This window comes from Salipiger thiooxidans (assembly GCF_900102075.1).
Taxonomy (GTDB): Bacteria; Pseudomonadota; Alphaproteobacteria; order Rhodobacterales; family Rhodobacteraceae; genus Salipiger; species Salipiger thiooxidans.
The window spans coordinates 31357-48221 of sequence record NZ_FNAV01000017.1 but is presented as its reverse complement, the minus strand read 5'-3'; the positions used below and the strand labels follow the sequence as shown (position 1 = coordinate 48221).

At 68.3% G+C, this 16865-nt stretch carries 20 protein-coding genes; 5 read left to right on the top strand and 15 right to left on the bottom strand.

The window, feature by feature from the left end:
• Nucleotides 1–443: 443 nt before the first annotated feature.
• The 5 genes from cyoA (at nt 444) to BLQ77_RS22025 (ending at nt 5518) form a co-directional block, all read left to right on the top strand.
• Complete coding sequence (gene cyoA / locus BLQ77_RS22045) at nt 444–1685, top strand: ubiquinol oxidase subunit II (RefSeq protein ID WP_089962908.1); 1242 nt, start codon at nt 444–446, stop codon at nt 1683–1685.
• Nucleotides 1685–3682, top strand: a complete 1998-nt coding sequence (cyoB, locus tag BLQ77_RS22040) for a cytochrome o ubiquinol oxidase subunit I (protein WP_089962906.1) — start codon at nt 1685–1687, stop codon at nt 3680–3682. The genes cyoA and cyoB overlap by 1 nt, the downstream gene beginning before the upstream one ends.
• Complete coding sequence (gene cyoC / locus BLQ77_RS22035) at nt 3679–4338, top strand: cytochrome o ubiquinol oxidase subunit III (protein ID WP_008884496.1); 660 nt, start codon at nt 3679–3681, stop codon at nt 4336–4338. Before cyoB ends, cyoC begins: the two co-directional genes overlap by 4 nt.
• Nucleotides 4338–4724: a cytochrome o ubiquinol oxidase subunit IV gene (cyoD, locus tag BLQ77_RS22030; RefSeq protein ID WP_089962905.1), complete on the top strand. Its 387-nt coding sequence runs from the start codon at nt 4338–4340 to the stop codon at nt 4722–4724. The genes cyoC and cyoD overlap by 1 nt, the downstream gene beginning before the upstream one ends.
• Nucleotides 4725–4792: 68 nt before the next feature.
• Nucleotides 4793–5518, top strand: coding sequence for an SURF1 family protein (locus tag BLQ77_RS22025; protein ID WP_089962904.1), 726 nt, complete (start codon nt 4793–4795; stop codon nt 5516–5518).
• 34 nt (nt 5519–5552) lie between these two features.
• On the opposite strand, the gene BLQ77_RS22020 is transcribed toward BLQ77_RS22025, so the two are convergent.
• The 15 genes from BLQ77_RS22020 to atpD all read right to left on the bottom strand — a co-directional run bounded on the left by BLQ77_RS22020 (nt 5553) and on the right by atpD (nt 16699).
• Nucleotides 5553–6227 carry an SH3 domain-containing protein gene (locus BLQ77_RS22020; RefSeq protein WP_089962902.1) on the bottom strand — a complete coding sequence of 225 codons (675 nt, stop codon included), beginning with the start codon at nt 6225–6227 and terminating at the stop codon, nt 5553–5555.
• A gap of 152 nt (nt 6228–6379) precedes the next feature.
• A complete protein-coding gene (locus BLQ77_RS22015; RefSeq protein ID WP_008885179.1) occupies nt 6380–7951 on the bottom strand; it encodes a GMC family oxidoreductase in 1572 nt (523 codons plus the stop codon).
• 23 nt (nt 7952–7974) lie between these two features.
• Entirely contained in the window at nt 7975–8496 is a 522-nt protein-coding gene (locus tag BLQ77_RS22010) for a Twin-arginine translocation pathway signal (protein ID WP_089962900.1), read from the bottom strand.
• Nucleotides 8497–8550: 54 nt separating this feature from the next.
• Nucleotides 8551–8946 carry a VOC family protein gene (locus tag BLQ77_RS22005; protein WP_008883624.1) on the bottom strand — a complete coding sequence of 132 codons (396 nt, stop codon included), beginning with the start codon at nt 8944–8946 and terminating at the stop codon, nt 8551–8553.
• Nucleotides 8947–9053: 107 nt separating this feature from the next.
• Complete coding sequence (locus tag BLQ77_RS22000) at nt 9054–9359, bottom strand: ribbon-helix-helix domain-containing protein (RefSeq protein ID WP_089962898.1); 306 nt, start codon at nt 9357–9359, stop codon at nt 9054–9056.
• Nucleotides 9360–9476: 117 nt separating this feature from the next.
• The gene (locus BLQ77_RS21995) at nt 9477–10013 is read right to left on the bottom strand and encodes a GNAT family N-acetyltransferase (RefSeq protein WP_242661816.1); all 537 of its coding nucleotides are present in this window, start codon (nt 10011–10013) and stop codon (nt 9477–9479) included.
• 157 nt (nt 10014–10170) lie between these two features.
• Nucleotides 10171–11034, bottom strand: a complete 864-nt coding sequence (locus tag BLQ77_RS21990; protein WP_089962896.1) for a F0F1 ATP synthase subunit gamma — start codon at nt 11032–11034, stop codon at nt 10171–10173.
• Entirely contained in the window at nt 11031–12560 is a 1530-nt protein-coding gene (locus BLQ77_RS21985) for a F0F1 ATP synthase subunit alpha (RefSeq protein WP_089962895.1), read from the bottom strand. Before BLQ77_RS21985 ends, BLQ77_RS21990 begins: the two co-directional genes overlap by 4 nt.
• A complete protein-coding gene (locus BLQ77_RS21980; protein ID WP_089962893.1) occupies nt 12553–13284 on the bottom strand; it encodes a F0F1 ATP synthase subunit delta in 732 nt (243 codons plus the stop codon). The genes BLQ77_RS21985 and BLQ77_RS21980 overlap by 8 nt, the downstream gene beginning before the upstream one ends.
• Before the next feature lie 13 nt (nt 13285–13297).
• On the bottom strand, nt 13298–13546 hold the full coding sequence (locus tag BLQ77_RS21975) for a F0F1 ATP synthase subunit C (RefSeq protein ID WP_008885869.1): 249 nt from the start codon (nt 13544–13546) through the stop codon (nt 13298–13300).
• Nucleotides 13539–14243, bottom strand: coding sequence for a F0F1 ATP synthase subunit A (locus BLQ77_RS21970; RefSeq protein ID WP_207545875.1), 705 nt, complete (start codon nt 14241–14243; stop codon nt 13539–13541). The genes BLQ77_RS21975 and BLQ77_RS21970 overlap by 8 nt, the downstream gene beginning before the upstream one ends.
• Nucleotides 14240–14527, bottom strand: coding sequence for an N-ATPase subunit AtpR (locus tag BLQ77_RS21965; protein ID WP_008885028.1), 288 nt, complete (start codon nt 14525–14527; stop codon nt 14240–14242). Before BLQ77_RS21965 ends, BLQ77_RS21970 begins: the two co-directional genes overlap by 4 nt.
• Nucleotides 14524–14808 carry an AtpZ/AtpI family protein gene (locus BLQ77_RS21960; protein ID WP_008885712.1) on the bottom strand — a complete coding sequence of 95 codons (285 nt, stop codon included), beginning with the start codon at nt 14806–14808 and terminating at the stop codon, nt 14524–14526. The genes BLQ77_RS21965 and BLQ77_RS21960 overlap by 4 nt, the downstream gene beginning before the upstream one ends.
• Nucleotides 14805–15272: a F0F1 ATP synthase subunit epsilon gene (locus BLQ77_RS21955; RefSeq protein WP_089962890.1), complete on the bottom strand. Its 468-nt coding sequence runs from the start codon at nt 15270–15272 to the stop codon at nt 14805–14807. The genes BLQ77_RS21960 and BLQ77_RS21955 overlap by 4 nt, the downstream gene beginning before the upstream one ends.
• Nucleotides 15269–16699, bottom strand: a complete 1431-nt coding sequence (atpD, locus tag BLQ77_RS21950) for a F0F1 ATP synthase subunit beta (protein WP_089962888.1) — start codon at nt 16697–16699, stop codon at nt 15269–15271. Before atpD ends, BLQ77_RS21955 begins: the two co-directional genes overlap by 4 nt.
• Between the last annotated feature and the right edge of the window lie 166 nt (nt 16700–16865).

Below are 16865 nucleotides of genomic sequence, written 5' to 3'. Positions count from 1 at the left end.
CGGCCGTGTCCTTGATGTCCGTCAAATGCGTCCCCGTTCGCTGGCTGTGCCGCAGTGCGGCATGGCGCTTGGCACCTGTGCCTTGTTTCGTGCGTAACGCGGCATGGCCGGGTTTGGTTCCACGGCGATCGCGGACCATGGGGTGGAGGCACTGCATTGGAAGGGCGCCCGGGGGCAGGGCGTACGACGGGGCCGGAATCCGGCACAAACCGCTAAGAATCGGGTGAATCGGCACAATCGCACGACCGGTTCCGAGGCGCGGGCAGGGTGCCGCTGACCCTGCGGTTGAAGATCGGTCGGAAAGATATGTGGAATTGACGGGTTTTTCGGCGGCGCAGAAACACGACCCGGTGAACAGGCTTCAATCCTGTGTGAAAAACCAGTGTTTACCCGATGTCGCGGCGATCCGTCGCAGAGAAATGCTGCGGTGCGGAAGTTAGTCCGTGCCCCACCACTTGCGATCCGGTCTGTCGACGTCTCCCCCCTGTCGACAGGGCGTCGGACACAGAAGAGGCAGACAATTGTTCACAATAAGAAAACCGCTCCTGGCAGCGGCCGGAGCCCTGTTGCTCACCGGTTGCCAGTACAATGTCCTGTCACCGCAGGGCTGGGTCGGCGAGCAGCAGCGGGACCTGCTGATCCTCTCCACCCTTCTGATGCTCATCGTCATCGTTCCGGTGCTTTTCATGTCGGTGTACTTCCCCCTGAAGTACCGTGCCGACCGTGAGAACACCTCGGATTACGATCCCGAGTTCGAGCACTCCAACAAGCTCGAGGCCGTGGTGTGGGGTGTGCCGATCCTGATCATCGTCGTCCTCGGCTACTACACCGCCGTCTATACGCACCGGCTTGATCCGTACCGCCCGCTCGACTATCTCGATGCCGGCGAGCCGATCGAGGTGCAGGCCGTGTCGCTCGACTGGAAATGGCTGTTCATCTACCCCGAACTCGGCGTCGCCTCGGTCAACGAGCTGGCGATCCCGGCGGGCCGTCCGGTGAACTTCAGCCTGACCTCGTCGACCGTGATGAACACGCTCTCGATCCCCGCGCTTGGCGGCATGGTCTATTCCATGGCCGGCATGGAGACCAAGCTGCACCTTATCGCAGACAGTGAAGGCACCTACGAAGGCCGTTCGGCGCATTACTCGGGCCCGGGCTTCGCGGGCATGGTCTTCGAGACCATGTCGATGAACGAAGACGAGTTCAACGGGTGGGTCGAGAACCTCCGCGCCGAGGGCCAGCCGCTGACCGCGGAAAGCTACCTCGCGCTGGAAGCGCCCACGATGAACGACCCGGTGAGCTACTACAGCAGCGTCGAGGACGGTCTCTTCGATCGCATCGTCGGTCTCTGCGTCGCCGAGGGCAAGGTCTGCATGTCCGACATGATGATGAGCGACATGCACGGCGGCGGCGGCCTCGCAGGCATCGCCGACGGCGCGGCCTACAGCTACGACCGCGAGCGTGCAATCGACGGTTTCGGCCGCTCGATCGACCTTCCCGAAGTGGAATGGCATGGCGGCCACGGCGACGACGCGGGCGAAGAGGGCCACGGCGGCCATGACGGCCACGAAGCCCAAGATATGCACGACATGCACGACCACGGCTCCCATGACGATGCCCGTCTGACCGCTCCGGCCACGCTGCCGCACGCGCATGGGGCGGCGGAAGACAAGGACATGAACTGATGGCAAGCGAACCCACCACTCAGATCGTCGAGACGATCTCTCCGATCTTCGGCCGGCTGACGCTCGACTGGATCCCCTACCACGAGCCGATCCTGGTCGGCACCTTCTCGGCCATCGTGCTGGGCGGCATCGCCGTGCTGGCGCTGATGACCTACTTCAAGCTCTGGGCGCCGCTCTGGAACGACTGGGTCACCTCGGTCGACCACAAGAAGATCGGCATCATGTACATGATCCTGGGCTTCATCATGATGGTGCGCGGCTTTGCCGACGCGCTGATGATGCGCGCCCAGCAGGCCATGGCCGCCGGCGGGTCCGAGGGCTACCTGCCGCCGCACCACTACGACCAGGTCTTCACCGCGCACGGGGTCATCATGATCTTCTTCGTGGCGATGCCCTTCGTCACCGGCGTGATGAACTATGTCATGCCGCTGCAGATCGGCGCCCGCGACGTGGCCTTCCCGTTCCTCAACAACTTCAGCTTCTGGATGACCGTGTCCGGCGCGCTGCTGGTGAATATCTCGCTGTTCATCGGTGAATTCGCACGCGTCGGCTGGCTGGCCTTCCCGCCGCTGTCGGGGGCGAACTACAGCCACGGACCGGGGATGGACTACTATCTCTGGGCGCTGCAGATCGCCGGTGTCGGCACCACGCTGTCGGGCATCAACCTGATCGCGACGATGCTCAAGATGCGCGCCCCGGGCATGAAGCTCATGGACATGCCGATCTTCTCGTGGACCTCGCTGATCACCAACGTGCTGATCGTCGCGGCCTTCCCGGTGCTGACGGCCACCCTCGCGCTGCTGACCCTCGACCGCTACCTGGACTTCCGGTTCTTCACCAACGACTTCGGCGGCAACGCCATGATGTACGTGAACCTGATCTGGATCTGGGGCCATCCCGAGGTCTACATCCTCATCATCCCCTGCTTCGGCATCATCTCGGAAATCGTGTCGACCTTCTCGGGCAAGCCGATCTTCGGCTACCGCACCATGGTCATGGCCACCGCCTGCATCATGGTCCTGAGCTTCATCGTGTGGCTGCACCACTTCTTCACCATGGGCTCGGGTGCGGACGTGAACACGTTCTTCGGCATCGCCACGATGATCATCGCGGTCCCCACGGGCGTGAAGATCTTCAACTGGCTCTTCACCATGTACAAGGGCCGGGTGCGCTTCGAGGTGCCGATGCTCTGGACCATCGGCTTCCTGGTGACTTTCACCATCGGTGGCATGACGGGCGTCCTGCTCGCGGTTCCGCCGGTCGACTTCCAGCTGCACAACACGCTGTTCCTGATCGCCCACTTCCATAACGTCATCATCGGCGGCGTGGTCTTCGCGATCTACGCGGGCGTTACCTACTGGTGGCCCAAGGTCTTCGGCTTCAAGCTGAACGACACCTGGGGCAAGCGCAGCTTCTGGTTCTGGTTCGTCGGCTTCTACTTCGCCTTCATGCCGCTCTACGCGCTGGGTCTCATGGGCGTCACCCGCCGCATGAACATGTACCCCGACGCCGCATGGCAGCCCTACTTCATCGTCGCCGCCTTCGGCGCCGTGCTGATCGCGCTCGGCATCGCCAGCACCTTCATCGGGTTCTACGTCTCGATCCGCGACCGCAAGGCGCTGGCCGTGGGCAGTGACCCGTGGGATGCACGCACGCTCGAGTGGGCCACCCAGTCGCCGCCGGCCCCCTACAACTTCCCCGAGGACATCGAGGTCGTGGGTCGCGAAGCGTTCTGGCACATGAAGAAGACCGGCTTCAAATGGTCGGGCAAGTACGCGCCCATCCACATGCCGAAGGGCACCGCGACCGGTGTGCTGATCTCGGCGGTGGCGCTCGTCTTCGGCTTCGCCATGGTCTGGTACATCTGGTGGCTCGCCATCCTGTCCTTCGTGGGCATGCTGGCGATCGGCATCGGCCACACCTTCAACTACAACCGCGACTACTACATCCCCTCGGATGTCGTGACCGCCACGGAAGCCAAAGGAGCCACCGCATGAGCACCGTGACCTCCTCTGCGGACAAGTCGATCGTCGAACCGCTCGCGGACGAACCGATGCATCACGCCCGCAACAACGACGCGCATCACGACGCCCACGCCCACTCCAGCCCGACTCCCATCGGGTTCTGGATCTACCTGATGAGCGACTGCATCATCTTCGGGGCGCTGTTCGCGACCTACGCGGTGCTTGGCGGCAACTATGCCGGCGGGCCCGCCCCGAAGGACCTGTTCGAGCCCGGCTTCGTGGCGATCGAGACAGCGCTGCTGCTGTTCTCGTCGATCACCTTCGGTCTGGCGATGCTGCGTGCCGACAAGGATGACCGTGACGGCGTGCTCAAGTGGCTGGCCGTGACCGCGGTCTTCGGCGCGGGCTTCATCGCCATGGAGATCTACGAGTTCAACCACCTGATCCACATCGGTGCCGGTCCCGACCGGTCGGCCTTCCTGTCTTCGTTCTTCGCGCTCGTCGGCACCCACGGCCTGCACGTCACCGGTGGCCTGATCTGGCTGGTCACGCTCATGGTCCAGATCCGCATGCACGGGCTGATCGGCGAGAACATGCGCCGTCTCGGCACGCTCTCGATGTTCTGGCACTTCCTCGATCTGGTCTGGATCGGTGTCTTTTCCTTTGTCTATCTCGTGAGGCTCATCTGATGTCCGCACACAGCCACTCCGAAAGCCACGGTCACGGCACCATGGGCCAGCTGATGATCGGCTTCGCGCTTGCCGCGATCCTGACCATCATCCCGTTCTTCCTTGTGATGGTCGACACCGGCCTCAGCCGTACCGCTCTGGTCGGCATCATCATGGGGCTGGGCGCCGTGCAGATCATCGTGCACCTGGTGTACTTCCTGCATCTCAACTCCTCCTCCGAGGAAGGCTGGACCCTCTTGGCCAGCGTGTTCTCGGTGGTCATCCTCGTCATCGTTCTGGCCGGCTCGCTCTGGGTCATGCACAACATGAACGAAAACATGATGCCCATGCCCGACATGGACCGTCATATGGAGCAGATGCGGAGCCTTCAGTCCCAGCAGGGCTGAGCACCGCCTCAGCAGTACTACGGTCGGGGCCCTGCGGGGCCCCGGCGCGTTTCCAAAGGTCAAGACACATGTCCCGCAGCATCCGCTGGCCCCGCCTGATCATCGTCACACTCATCGCCGCGATCGGCATCGCGGGCTTCGGCAGCCTCGGCGTCTGGCAGGTGAAGCGCCTGTCGTGGAAGCTCGACCTGATCGAGCGCGTCGACAGCCGCATCCACGCCGAGCCGGTGCCCGCGCCGGGCCCCGAGGCCTGGGACGCCATCACAAGGGACAAGGACGAATACACCCGCGTTACCCTGACGGGCGAATACCTCAACGACGACGAGGTGCTGATCTACACGCCCTCCGACATCGGCCCGGCCAATTGGGTGCTGACGCCGCTGCGGCGCGACGACGGCACCATCGTCATGGTCAACCGCGGGCTGGTGCCGCTGGTGGCGGCGGGCGAGGGCGACTTCGACCACATCGAAGGCGAGACCACCGTGACCGGGCTGCTGCGGATCTCGGAATCCGAGGGCTGGCTCTTCTCGCGCGACAACGATCCCGAGAACGGGCTCTGGTACCGCCGCGACATCGGCTCGATCACCTCGGCCCGCGGCTACGGTGACGCGGCGCCCTATTTCGTCGACGAGGAAGCCACCGCGCCGGGGAGCTGGCCGAGCGGCGGGCGCACGGTGGTGTCCTTCCGCAACTCGCACCTGAGCTACGCGCTGACATGGTTCGCGCTGGCGCTGATGGTCGCGGGCGCCTACGGGCTGGTGTTGCGGCAGGAGCTGCGCCGGACCGCGGGCTGACCCGCAGGTCTGAAACGTCCGGGGCAGGGCGCCGCTACTGCAGGTAGCGGCGGTTCACCCAGCCGCGTTCGTGCATGTCGGTCATCATCTCGATCATGCACCACTCCGAGCCGCCGTGGTTCTCGCAGCCCAGCCGCTTCACCTGATCGCCATTCGCCAGCGCGCCGATGACGCCGTGTTCGGTGCCCGGCCCGCTGCGCACGTTGAGCAGGTCGTTGGCCGCGACCCCCGCCACCCGCGCGACGGGCGCCTCGGGCGCCTGTCCTGCGGCGCCGGACTTGCCCGGCGGGATGCGTACGTCGATGGCATAGCCCACGGTCTTGCCCGCGTCCTTGTCGTTGCCCATCAGGTAGACCCGGATCGCCCATTTGCCGGCAGTGGGGAATGTCACCTCGGCGGTGCTGTCGTCGTCCATCGAGCCCACGTAGAGACCGTCGTAATCCTTGCCGGCGGGCAGGACGTTGAAGAAGGCCGAGCCGTGACCGTTGGTGCCGGTGACCCGCAGCGTCGCGATCATGGTCTGGCCCGCGCCCACGTCGAGCACGTAGTCGATGTACTCGCGGCCGGTGATGGTGCCGTTGATCGTGGTGCCGGAACTGCCGGGCGGGAAGCGGACCGTCACCTGCTCCTGCGCGAGGGCGGTCGTTGCCATGAGCGCCAGCGCCCCGGCAAGGGCGGCACGGCGGATTGCGTGGAAGACGTCGGACATCGTGGGTTCCTCCTCCCGTGATGGAACGGCCTTGCGGTGCCGTCACAGGATGCGTGGTTTCCGCCGGTCTGACAATCGCCATGGAGTGCCGGAAACGGATGGGGCCCCCGCTACGACGGCGGGGGCCCCGGGATTTCAGGCAGGCGCAGAGGTCAGATGTTCTGCTTCGACATCTCGCCCGCGATGTGGTCGGCCTGCCGGATAGCCAGCGCCACGATGGTCAGCGTCGGGTTCTCGGCCGCGCCCGAGGTGAACTGCGAGCCGTCCGACACGAAGAGGTTCGGCACGTCGTGGGTCTGACCCCAGCGGTTCACCACGCCGTCCCGCGGGTTCTCGGACATCCGGTTGGTGCCGAGGTTGTGGGTTGACGGGTAGGGCGGCGTCGGGAAGGTGCGCGTGGCACCCACCGCCTCGTAGATCGCGATGCCCTGCTTGTAGGCATGGGCACGCATGGCGCGGTCATTGGGGTGGTCGTCGAAATGCACGTTCGCCACGGGCAGCCCGTGCTGGTCGGTGACGTCGTGGTTGAGGGTGACGCGGTTGGTCTCCTGCGCCATGTCCTCGCCCACCAGCCACATGCCGGCCATGTTCTCGTAGGCGTCGAGCGCGGTGGTGAACTCGCGTCCCCAGCCGCCCGGATCGAGGAAGGCCGCCATGAACGGGATGCCGAGGCTCAGCGTCTCCATCTCGTAGCCGCCGACGAAGCCGCGCGACGGATCGTGCCTGGCCTCGTCCTGGATGATCCCGGCCATGGTCGTCCCGCGCCACATGCGCACCGGCTTGTCGAAGGTCGCGTAGACCGAGCCGGTCATGTGCCGCATGTAGTTGCGCCCGACCTGTCCCGAGCTGTTGGCCAGCCCGTCCGGGAACATCGACGAGGCCGAGTTGAGCAGCAGCCGCGGGCTCTCGAACGAGTTGCCGGCGACGCAGACGATGCGCGCCTTCTGCATCTGCAGGGTGCCGTCGGCGTCGTAGTATTCGACCCCCGTGGCCTTGCCGCTGTCGTCGTGCAGGATACGCGCCACGTGGCTGCGGTCGCGCACCTCGAGGTTGCCTGTGGCCTCGCCGCGCGGGATGTCGGTGTAGGCCGACGACCACTTGGCGCCCCACTTGCAGCCCTGGAAGCAGAAGCCGGTCTGCTGGCAGGCCATGCGGTCGTCGTAGTCCTGCGAGTTGATCGCCATCCGACCGGTGTGCACCTCGGTGTAGCCGAGCGCCTTGGCGCCCTTCTCGAACACGAGGTAGTTGTTGTTGCCGGGCAGACCGGGGCGGCCCTCGGTACGGGTCACGCCGAGCTTGGTCTCGGCCAGCGCGTACCACGGCTCCATTTCCGCGGCGTCGATGGGCCAGTCGAGCAGGTTCGCGCCCTGCACCGCGCCGTAGGTGGTGCGCGCCTTCCACTCGTGTTCCTGGAAGCGCAGCGAGGCGCCGGCCCAGTGCGTGGTGGTGCCGCCCACCGCCTTGACGATCCACGCGGGCAGCCCGCTGAAGTCCTTGGCGACGCGCCAGTCGCCGGATGTGGTGCGCGGGTCGGTCCAGGCCAGCTGGCCGAAGCTCTCCCACTCGTCGTTGATGTAGTCCTCGGGCAGGTACCGCCCGCCCGCCTCGAGCGCCACGACGCTCACGCCCTTCTGGGCCAGTTCGTTCGCGAGCACGCCGCCGCCGGCGCCGGTACCGATGATGACGACGACGCTGTCGTCGTCCATGTCAAAAGGTGCAGCCATGATCTATCCTCCCCTGCGCCGGCTCAGAGCCAGTTGATGTCGTTGAAACCGCGGTCGATGTAGCCGCCTTGGGAGTAGCTCTCGCCCTCGTAGCCGAAGATCGGCCAGACCGCTTTCTGGTTGTAGAGCCCGGTCACGAGTCCGCCGCGGATCTGCTGGAAGAAGACGCTGTCCTCCATGGCGCGCAGGATGTCGACGCGATCCCGTTCCCAGCCGGTCTCGATGTAGGAGGCAAAGCCGTGGCCCTGCGCCGCGGCATCCAGCGCGGCGATGCCGGCCATGATCGCGGGCGCGGCCTCGGGGGTGTCGTAGCCCTTGACGGCAAGGACGTAGTTCTCGTCGGGAATGCGGTCGTGGGGGTAGATATCGCGGGCCATCTGCACCAGCGTCGCAAAGGCCGCGGGCTCGATGCTGCCCGTCTCATAGGCCCAGGCGGCGTCCGGCGCGGCGATGAAGCCCGAGCCTGCGACGAAGCCCGCCCCGACCGCGCTCGCACGGGTCAGCAGTTGGCGGCGGGTCATCCCGCGCGTGGCTGTCTTGGTCATGGTGTCCTCCCTTTCAAGACAAACCGGCGTCCCTCCCAAGGCGCCGGGTGCGAGTTACTGGAAGCGCCCTGCGCGCTGCAGCACCTCGATCTGGTAACCGTCCGGATCCGCGACGAAGAAGAACTTCGCCACCACCTCGCCGGCGGGGGCGAATTCCACCAGCTTGCGCGGGTTCAGCCCCTCGGCCTCGAAGCGGGCGTGTTCGGCGGCAAGGTCCCCGACCGAAACGGCGAGGTGGCCGTAGCCGTCGCCCAGATCGTAGGGCTCGGTGCGGTCCTTGTTGACGGTGAGTTCGAGTTCGAAGCCGCTCTCGTCATTGCTGAGGTAGACGAGCGTGAAATCGGGGAAGTCGAGCCTGTCGGCGACCTCGAGCCCGAAGGCGCGGCGATAGAATTCGAGAGAGCGTGCCTCGTCGAGCACGCGGATCATGCTGTGAATGGCCTTCGCCACTGTAAGCCTCCTGCGTCGGATCGTTCCTGGTCCGGTCAGGTTGGCAGGGGCGCGGGCGGCGCGGGTAGTAGGGGTTTACTACATGCCCGTTATGTGACCGTTTTCGCTTACTCGGCGGCCACGGCGAGGGTGCCGTCCTGGTGGTCGGCGACCCCGGCCTGGCCGGCGTGGATCAGGCAGGCGGTGCGTAGCAACGAGGTAAAGTTCACCGGCTCGCCGCGCGTCTCGAGCACTTCGGAATGGAGTTTCGAGATGAACGCGGGCGTCGATACGCCATCGGTCGCCGCGATCTGGTCGAGGATGTGCCAGAAGGCGTTCTCGAGCCGGATGCTGGTGCTCTGGCCGTTGAGGCGCAGGCGGCGCGTGGTGCTGGCGTAACGGGCCGGATCCTGCCCGGCGAAGACTTGGCACATGGACCTTCCGCTCCCTGTCCTGACAATTGGGCCGGTCAGTATAGCACGGCTCCGTTGCCGCGGCGCCATGGACTTAGGTCTGAGACGTCGCGGCGGGATCGGTTCGGGATCGTGGGATCAGTCGGGGCGCAGGTGCATGTCGAGCGGACTGCCCGGGTAACGGTAGAGACCGTCCGGGGCCGAGGCATGGCGGTGGAAGCCGTGGCGGCTGTAGAACGCCTCGAGCTCGTCCTTCTGCAGCCCGGGCTCGCCGAAGGGTTCGTGATAGAGCGCGACGCCGATCTCGGCGTCATCGGCGGCGTCGAGCAGGCGCCGCAGGATGCGGTGGGCAATGCCCTGTCCGCGCCATGCGGGGGCCACCCAGATCCCGCTCAGGATGAAACGCCGGTTCTTGAGCGAATGCTCGACATAGGCGACGTTCTCCTCGGCGGTCATGTAGTAGGTGCGTTCCTCGGTGTCGCCGCGCACTGCATGCAGCCCCGGCACCTTGGTGAGGGCAGCAAGAATTCGCGCATATTTGATCTCTGTCCGCTCCTCCGAGCGTTCGATTCCATCTTCAAGTTCCTGCAGAAGATCAGGATGGCGATTCTCGCAATAGTTGCGCAGCCCGTGCTGCACGGCGATCGCGACGAACGCACGAAGATCGGCTTGCAAGCGCCTGTTTTCCTGTTCGAGATGGATCTCGTGAAGGCTTGGCGGCTCGAAGGCGCTGGGGCCCCTTTTGAAAGTGTATGGCATGTCGTCCTCCCTAGGGGAGTTTACAGGATCATGCGCGGGAAGACAGCTTATTCCTTTGCGCCACGGCGACGCACTAGCGCGTCGCCTGCCGGCCGGTCGCAAGCTCGATGATCTCGTCGGTGATGCCCTCCTGACGCAGTCGGCGGGCCTCGGAACCGAGGCTCTCGAGCGAGCCCGTGACGTTGTCGTGGGCGGCGATCATGGCGCGCATCCGGGCGGCGTTCTCGGCTGCGAAGGACAGCATCGCGGCCTCGGTCAGCTCGGCGAAGACGTATTCCTCGGCGAGCCGCGACAGCAGGTCGGCGGCGGGCAGCGTGGTCTCGGGCGGAGCGGCGTTCGGCGGCGGCGGGAAGCGGTCGTAGTCGAAGGGCACGAGGCTGCGCACCAGCACCTGCATGGCGCCGCCCGCGGTGCCCGGCGCTGCGTGCACCACCGAGACGGCGGTGACCTGCGCCCGGGCCAGCGCCTCGAAGACCACATCCGCCAGCCGGGTGGCCAGCGTCGCCGCCTGCGCCGGGTGGGCGATCATGGCGCCGGACCAGGCCACCGGCAGGCCGCGCTCCGAGGCCACCAGCAGGCCGCGGTCACCGGCGATGTAGAGATCGTGGGGCCCGTCCAGCAGCGGGGTCGCGGCGTCGAAGACCTGTTCGTTGTAGGTGCCGGCAAAGCCCTGCTCGGCGGCCAGCAGGATCACCGCGCGGCGCCCCTCGCGCCCGTCCGCCCCGGTGCCGCGCGGCGGCGGGTCGCGGTCGGGAAGGAGCGGCATCGCCTCGCCGATGGCGGCGCCGATGGTGTCGGCGTAGGTGCGGATGCCCTCGGCGTGGCGCTGCGCCTCCTGCACCCGGGCGGCGGCGATGCCGCGCATCGCCGAGATCACCGAGGCGAGCTTGTGCACCGTGCCGATACGGGCCTCGACCTCGGCGAGCCGGCCGGTCATTCCGGGGCCTCCTCCGGCGCGAGGCTGGCGGCCAGCTCGGCCACGGCGGCGACCAGCGCCCGACGGCTGTCGTCGTCGAGCTTGCCGCTGTCGCGCACCGATGTCACCGCCTGTGCTGCATGACCGTCGAGCCAGGCGCCAAGCCGCGTCCGCAGAACGGGGAAGCTTGCCGGGGCGAGCGCGTCGAGCGCGCCATCCGCCAGCGCCGCCAGCAGCGCCACCTGGTCGATCGTCCGCAGCCCCGCGAAACGCGGCTGCGCGAGCAGCGCGCGGATGCGTTCGCCGCGGGCGATCTGGCCGCGCACCCTCGGGTTCGAGATGCCGCCGAAACGGGTGAACATCTCGAGTTCCTGGAACTGCGCATAATCCAGCCGCACCCGACCCGAGACCTTGCGCAGCGCCTCGAGCTGGGCCTTGCCGCCGACCCGGCTCACCGAAAGCCCGACGTCCACCGCCGGCCGCTGGTTCGAGGCGAAGAGGTGGCTGTCGAGCACGATCTGCCCGTCGGTGATCGAGATCAGGTTGGTGGGGATATAGGCCGAGAGGTTGCCCGCGTCGGTCTCGGCGATGGGCAGCGCTGTGAGCGAGCCGCCGCCGCGCTCGGCCGAGAGCTTGGCGGCGCGTTCCAGCAGGCGGGCGTGCAGGTAGAAGATGTCGCCGGGATAGGCCTCGCGCCCCGGCGGCTCGCGGGTGAGCAGCGCCAGCTCGCGGTGGGTGGCGGCGTGGCGGGTGAGGTCGTCGATGATCACCAGCGCGTGCTGGCCGCGGTCGCGGAAATACTCGGCCATGGTCATGCCGGCGAAGGGCGCGATCCACTGCAGCCCGGGCGCGGCAGAGGCGCCGCCGACCACGAAGATGCAGCGCGAGAGATCGCCATGCTCGCGCACCGCCGCGATCACCCGCTGCACCGCGGTGGCGCGCTGGCCGACGGCGACGTAGACGCAGATCACGTCCTTGCCCTTCTGGTTCACCATGGCATCGACCGCGAGCGAGGTCTTGCCCGTGGCGCGGTCGCCGACGATCAGCTCGCGCTGGCCGCGGCCGAGCGCGAAGAGGCTGTCGACCACCAGCACCCCGGTCTCGAGCGGGGCGGCCACTGCGTCGCGTTCGATGATGGCGGGTGCGGGGCGTTCGACCGGGTGGCTCTCGGCGCAGTCGGGGGCGGGGCTGCCGTCGAGCGGGCGACCGAGCGGGTCCACGACCCGGCCCAGAAGCGCCTCGCCCACCGGGACGCGCAGGACTTCGCCGGTGTCGGCGACGCGGGCGCCGGCCTCGATGGCAGAGGTCTCGTCAAGCACGACAACGTCGATCTCCTCGGCGCCGAGGCTGTGGGCGAAGCCGTACTGGCCGCCCTCGAACCGCAGCAGCGCGCCCAGCGGCGCGTCGGGCAGGCCCGAGACCTGCGCGATGCCGTCGGCGATGCGGGTGACGCGGCCGATGGCCTCGGCCTCGGGGGCAAGCGGCACCCGGCGCACCGCGTCGCGGCCATGGTCGAGCCAGCCGGAGAGCTTGGGATCGTCAGTCATGGGTCAGCTCCGCCCGGATCCGGTCGAGGTCGGCCCGGAGATGATTGCGCACGATGGCGTGCGGGGTCTCGAGCTCGAGCCCGGCGATGAGCGCGGGGTCGGTCTCGACCGTGAGCGCGGGCGCGGTGCCCAGAACCCGGGCCAGCGCGGCGCTCAGCTCTGCGCTCTCGGCGGGCTCGAGCGGCCGCACGGCGCGCAGGATGACGGGGCCCTCGCTGCCGATGCGGGCGCGGGTCGCCTCGGGCAGCCCGGCCACGGCCTCGGCCAGCCCCTCGGTGAACCCCGCGACGCGGGTGGTCTCGGGCAGGCGCGCCATGAGCCGCGCGGCGATGTCGGCGGCAAGCTCTCCGGCCTCTTGCGAAAGCGCGTGCCGCTGGCGGTCGCGCTCGCGGGCCAGCTCGTGCCCGGCGCTGTCGCGCAGGGTCGCGGCCTCGGCACGGGCGTCGGTGATCAGTCGGTCGCGCTCCTCGGCGGCCTCGGCCTGTGCCCGGGCCAGCGCGTCGCTGCGGGTGGCCGCGAGCGAGGCGGTCTCGGCCTTCGCGGCCTCGCGCGCGGCCTCCGCCTCGGCCCGGGCCGCCTGCGCCGCGTCGAGCTCGGCATGGGCGGCCTCCTGCCGTTCGGTGAGGATGCGGCTCACCGGGCGGAACAGGAAGCGGGCGAGGATCCAGATCAGGACCAGCGCGTTGACGGTCTGCAGACCAAGGGTCCACCAGTCGATGCTCATGGCGGGTGGCCCCTCAGACGAAGGGGTTGGCGAAGAGCACCAGCAGGGCGATGACGAGGGTGTAGATCGCCATGGTCTCGATCATGGCAAGCCCGACGAAGAGCGTCCGGCTGATGGTGCCTGCGGCCTCGGGCTGCCGGGCGATGGCGTCCATCGCGGCCGCCACGGCACGGCCTTCGCCGAGCGCGGGGCCGATGGCGCCCATGCCGACCGCGAGCGCGGCGGCGAGGATCGAGACGATCTCCACGAGGTTGTCAGTCATCGGATGGGTCCTTCCGGTCGTTTGCGGCGGGGTCGCGGGTCTCGCCCACGGCCGCGCCGATGAAGACGGTGGCGAGCACCGCGAAGATGTAGGCCTGCACGGCGCCGGTCAGCAGGTCGAGCGCCATCAGCGGGATCGGCACCAGCAGTCCCGCCAGCGACAGCACGATGCCGACCACGAAGACCCCGCTCATGACGTTGCCGAAGAGGCGCACGATGAGCGAGAAGGTGCGGGTGATCTGCTCGATCACGTTGAGCGGGATCATCACCCACGAGGGTTCGGCGAAGGTGGCGAGATAGCCGCTCATGCCGCGTGCCCGGATGCCGTATGCGATGGTTGCGGCGAAGACGATGAGCGCCAGCGCCGCGTCGGTCTCGACATGGGCGGTGGGCGGCTCGACGCCGGGGATCAGCGACGACCAGTTGGCCGCTAGCACGAACAGGAAGATGGTGCCGATGAGTGCCCGGAACGGCGCCGGGTCGCGGCGCATGGTGTCGGCGACCTGCGCGTCGATGGTGGTCACCATGAGCTCGAGCACGGTCTGGGCCTTGCCGGGGCGCAGCGTCAGGCGCCGGGTCGTGGCCCAGGCCAGCGCCGCGAGCACCGCCATGATGACCCACGTCACCACCACCGGCGCGGTGACCGGCACCGGCCCGAGGTGGAAGAGCGGCTCGATCGAGAGCGGGTTCTCCATCAGGCGGCGCTCCGGTTGCGGCGCAGCACCACGGCGCGGCCGATCATCACCCCGGCGGCGCCCGCGAGCAGCGCCGTGGCCCCCCAGAGCGCCAGCAGCACCAGCCCAGCCACCAGCAGCGCGAAGCGGCCGAGCTGCAGCGCCAGCGCCTTCGGCGCCGAACCGCCCCCGACATAGAGCGCCGCGACCCGGTGCAGGGTGGCGAAATGGAAGAGCCCGAGCGCCAGCCCGGCGGCGAGCCCCGCGAACAGCTGCAGGAGCGGGATCTGCGACAGGGCCTCGGTCATTGGCGGTGCATCCATCTCCAGGCGGCGTGCAGGCCGATGGCCGCGCCGATCATGATCGCGGGGGCGGTGAAGAACACGCCCGTGTCGAAGGTCCGGTCGGCAAGCCGGCCCAGCAGCACGCCCAGCAGCGTCGGCACCACGATGGCCCAGCCGAGGATACCGATCTGCCCGAGACGCGCGCCGAGCGAGGGTTCGGGGTCGTCATGGGCGAGCGTCTCGCGCGCCGCCTCGCGGCGGGCGGCATCGGCAGTGTCGTCGCGGGGATCGTGGCGGCGGCTCATCGGCCCTCGGCTCCCGGTCCGGCGTCGAGCTTGGGCGGATGCGCGAAGCCGTTCGACTGCCCCGGACGCAGGTAGCGCATGAGCTGGCGCACTGCCTGCGAATGCAACCGCATCTGCTCGACCCGCGCGCGGCGGTCGGCGTCGGCCTCGTCGCTGCGCAGGCTCGCGACCTTGGCCGTCAGCGCCGCGAGATCGTCGCCGAGAATGCCCTCGCGACAGGCCACGGCGACATGGGTTCCGTCGCGCACCGTCAGCAGACCCGCGCGCAGGGCGCAGAAGTGCAGCGCACCTTCCGCGTCGCGCCAGCGCAGCACCGAGGCGGGCAGCGAGGTCAGGAAATCGGCGCGGCCGGGCAGGATGCCGAAGGCGCCGCTGGCGTCCTCGGCCCGCACCGACCGGACGTCGGACGCGTCCACCAGCACCTCCATCGGCGTGGTCACCTTCAGGTGCAGCCCGGCGCTCATGCGGCGGCGTCCTCCGCGCGCTGCGCCGCCTCTTCCTTGGCCCGCGCCTCGGCGAGATCGCCCACGAGGTAGAGCGAGCTTTCGTCCCAGTCGTCGGTCTCACCCGCGAGGATCGCCTTGCAACCGGCGATGGTGTCCTCGATGGAGACGGAGCGTCCGGGCAGGCCGGTGAAGGCCTCGGTGACGGTGAAGGGCTGGGTCAGGAAGCGTTGCAGGCGGCGGGCACGCTCGACGATGTGACGGTCCTCGCGGCCGAGTTCCTCCATGCCCAGCAGCGAAATCACGTCCTGCAGCTCGCGGTAGTGCTCGATGGCCCGGCGCACCTGGTTGGCCACGCTCACGTGCTCGTCCCCGAGGATCAGCGGGTCGAGAAGGATCGAGCCCGAGGCGATGGGATCAACCGCCGGGTACATGCCGTCGGCGGCCATGGCGCGGCTCAGCACCACGGTGCTGTCGACATGGGTGGCGATGGTGGTGACTGCGGGGTCGGTGAAATCGTCGGCGGGCACGTAGACCGCCTCGATGGCGGTGATCGCGGCGCTCTCCGAGGCAGCGATACGTTCCTGCAGCTCGGCGACCTCGGTGGCCAGCGTCGGCTGATAGCCGACCCGGCTCGCCATGCGCCCGAGCAGGCCCGAGACCTCGGAGCCCGCCTGCACGAAGCGGAACACGTTGTCCATGAGCAGCAGCACGTTGCGCGCCTCGGCGTCGCGGAAATGCTCCGCGATGGCCAGCGCGGTCATCGGCACCCGCCAGCGCGCGCCCGGCGGCTCGTTCATCTGGCCGTAGACCAGCACCGTGCGGTCGAGCACCCCGGCGGCGGTCATGTCCGAGAGCATCTCGTGCCCCTCTCGTGAGCGCTCGCCCACGCCCGAGAACACCGAGATGCCCTCGTAGCGCGCCACCATGGCGTTGATCAGCTCCATCACCAGAACGGTCTTGCCGACCCCCGCACCGCCGAACATCGCCGCCTTGCCGCCCTGCGCGAGCGGGGCCAGCAGGTCGATGACCTTGATCCCGGTGTAGAAGATCTCGGACCCCGCGCCCTGTGCGCCAAGCGGCGGAGGGGGCGCGTGGATCGGGCGACGGGGCGTGTCGTCGGGCAGGGCGCCGCGGCCGTCACCGGTGGCGCCGGTGACGTCGAGCAGCCGCCCCAGGACCGCGTCCCCCACCGGCGCTGTCAGCGGGCCGCCGAGCGGGCGGGCGGGGATGCCGCGGCGCAGCCCGGTGGTGGCCTGCAGCGCAATGGCGCGCACGGTGGCGGTGTCGAGATGGGCCTGCACCTCGACCAGCACCGGCGGCAGGCCGGGGGGCTCGAGCGCCAGCGCGTCGTTGATCGCGGGCAGGGCGCCTTCGGTGAAGGCGATGTCTACGACGGCGCCGCGGATGGCCGCGACCCGCCCGGGTTGGTCCGGTGAAAGTGGCATGACTCCGAGTCTCCCGATTTGGGCCGGGACGGGCTACAGGTTTCAGCGAATGCCGGAATGGTCAAGGCGCAATCCCGTCGCAGGCGAAGATCACGGGCCGCGTTCGCCCGTCTCGGGGCTGTGTCTGGGTCTGTTGCTGTCCGGTACGGCGGCAACGTCGCTGCAG

Bases quoted from the DNA above. Each gene is read 5' to 3' on its own strand.
- cyoB (WP_089962906.1), top strand. From the start codon at position 1,685: ATGGCAAGCGAACCCACCACTCAGATCGTCGAGACGATCTCTCCGATC.
- cyoC (WP_008884496.1), top strand. From the start codon at position 3,679: ATGAGCACCGTGACCTCCTCTGCGGACAAGTCGATCGTCGAACCGCTC.
- cyoD (WP_089962905.1), top strand. From the start codon at position 4,338: ATGTCCGCACACAGCCACTCCGAAAGCCACGGTCACGGCACCATGGGC.
- BLQ77_RS22025 (WP_089962904.1), top strand. From the start codon at position 4,793: ATGTCCCGCAGCATCCGCTGGCCCCGCCTGATCATCGTCACACTCATC.
- BLQ77_RS22020 (WP_089962902.1), bottom strand. From the start codon at position 6,227: ATGTCCGACGTCTTCCACGCAATCCGCCGTGCCGCCCTTGCCGGGGCG.
- BLQ77_RS22015 (WP_008885179.1), bottom strand. From the start codon at position 7,951: ATGGCTGCACCTTTTGACATGGACGACGACAGCGTCGTCGTCATCATC.
- BLQ77_RS22010 (WP_089962900.1), bottom strand. From the start codon at position 8,496: ATGACCAAGACAGCCACGCGCGGGATGACCCGCCGCCAACTGCTGACC.
- BLQ77_RS22000 (WP_089962898.1), bottom strand. From the start codon at position 9,359: ATGTGCCAAGTCTTCGCCGGGCAGGATCCGGCCCGTTACGCCAGCACC.
- BLQ77_RS21990 (WP_089962896.1), bottom strand. From the start codon at position 11,034: ATGACCGGCCGGCTCGCCGAGGTCGAGGCCCGTATCGGCACGGTGCAC.
- BLQ77_RS21985 (WP_089962895.1), bottom strand. From the start codon at position 12,560: ATGACTGACGATCCCAAGCTCTCCGGCTGGCTCGACCATGGCCGCGAC.
- BLQ77_RS21980 (WP_089962893.1), bottom strand. From the start codon at position 13,284: ATGAGCATCGACTGGTGGACCCTTGGTCTGCAGACCGTCAACGCGCTG.
- BLQ77_RS21975 (WP_008885869.1), bottom strand. From the start codon at position 13,546: ATGACTGACAACCTCGTGGAGATCGTCTCGATCCTCGCCGCCGCGCTC.
- BLQ77_RS21965 (WP_008885028.1), bottom strand. From the start codon at position 14,527: ATGACCGAGGCCCTGTCGCAGATCCCGCTCCTGCAGCTGTTCGCGGGG.
- BLQ77_RS21960 (WP_008885712.1), bottom strand. From the start codon at position 14,808: ATGAGCCGCCGCCACGATCCCCGCGACGACACTGCCGATGCCGCCCGC.
- BLQ77_RS21955 (WP_089962890.1), bottom strand. From the start codon at position 15,272: ATGAGCGCCGGGCTGCACCTGAAGGTGACCACGCCGATGGAGGTGCTG.
- atpD (WP_089962888.1), bottom strand. From the start codon at position 16,699: ATGCCACTTTCACCGGACCAACCCGGGCGGGTCGCGGCCATCCGCGGC.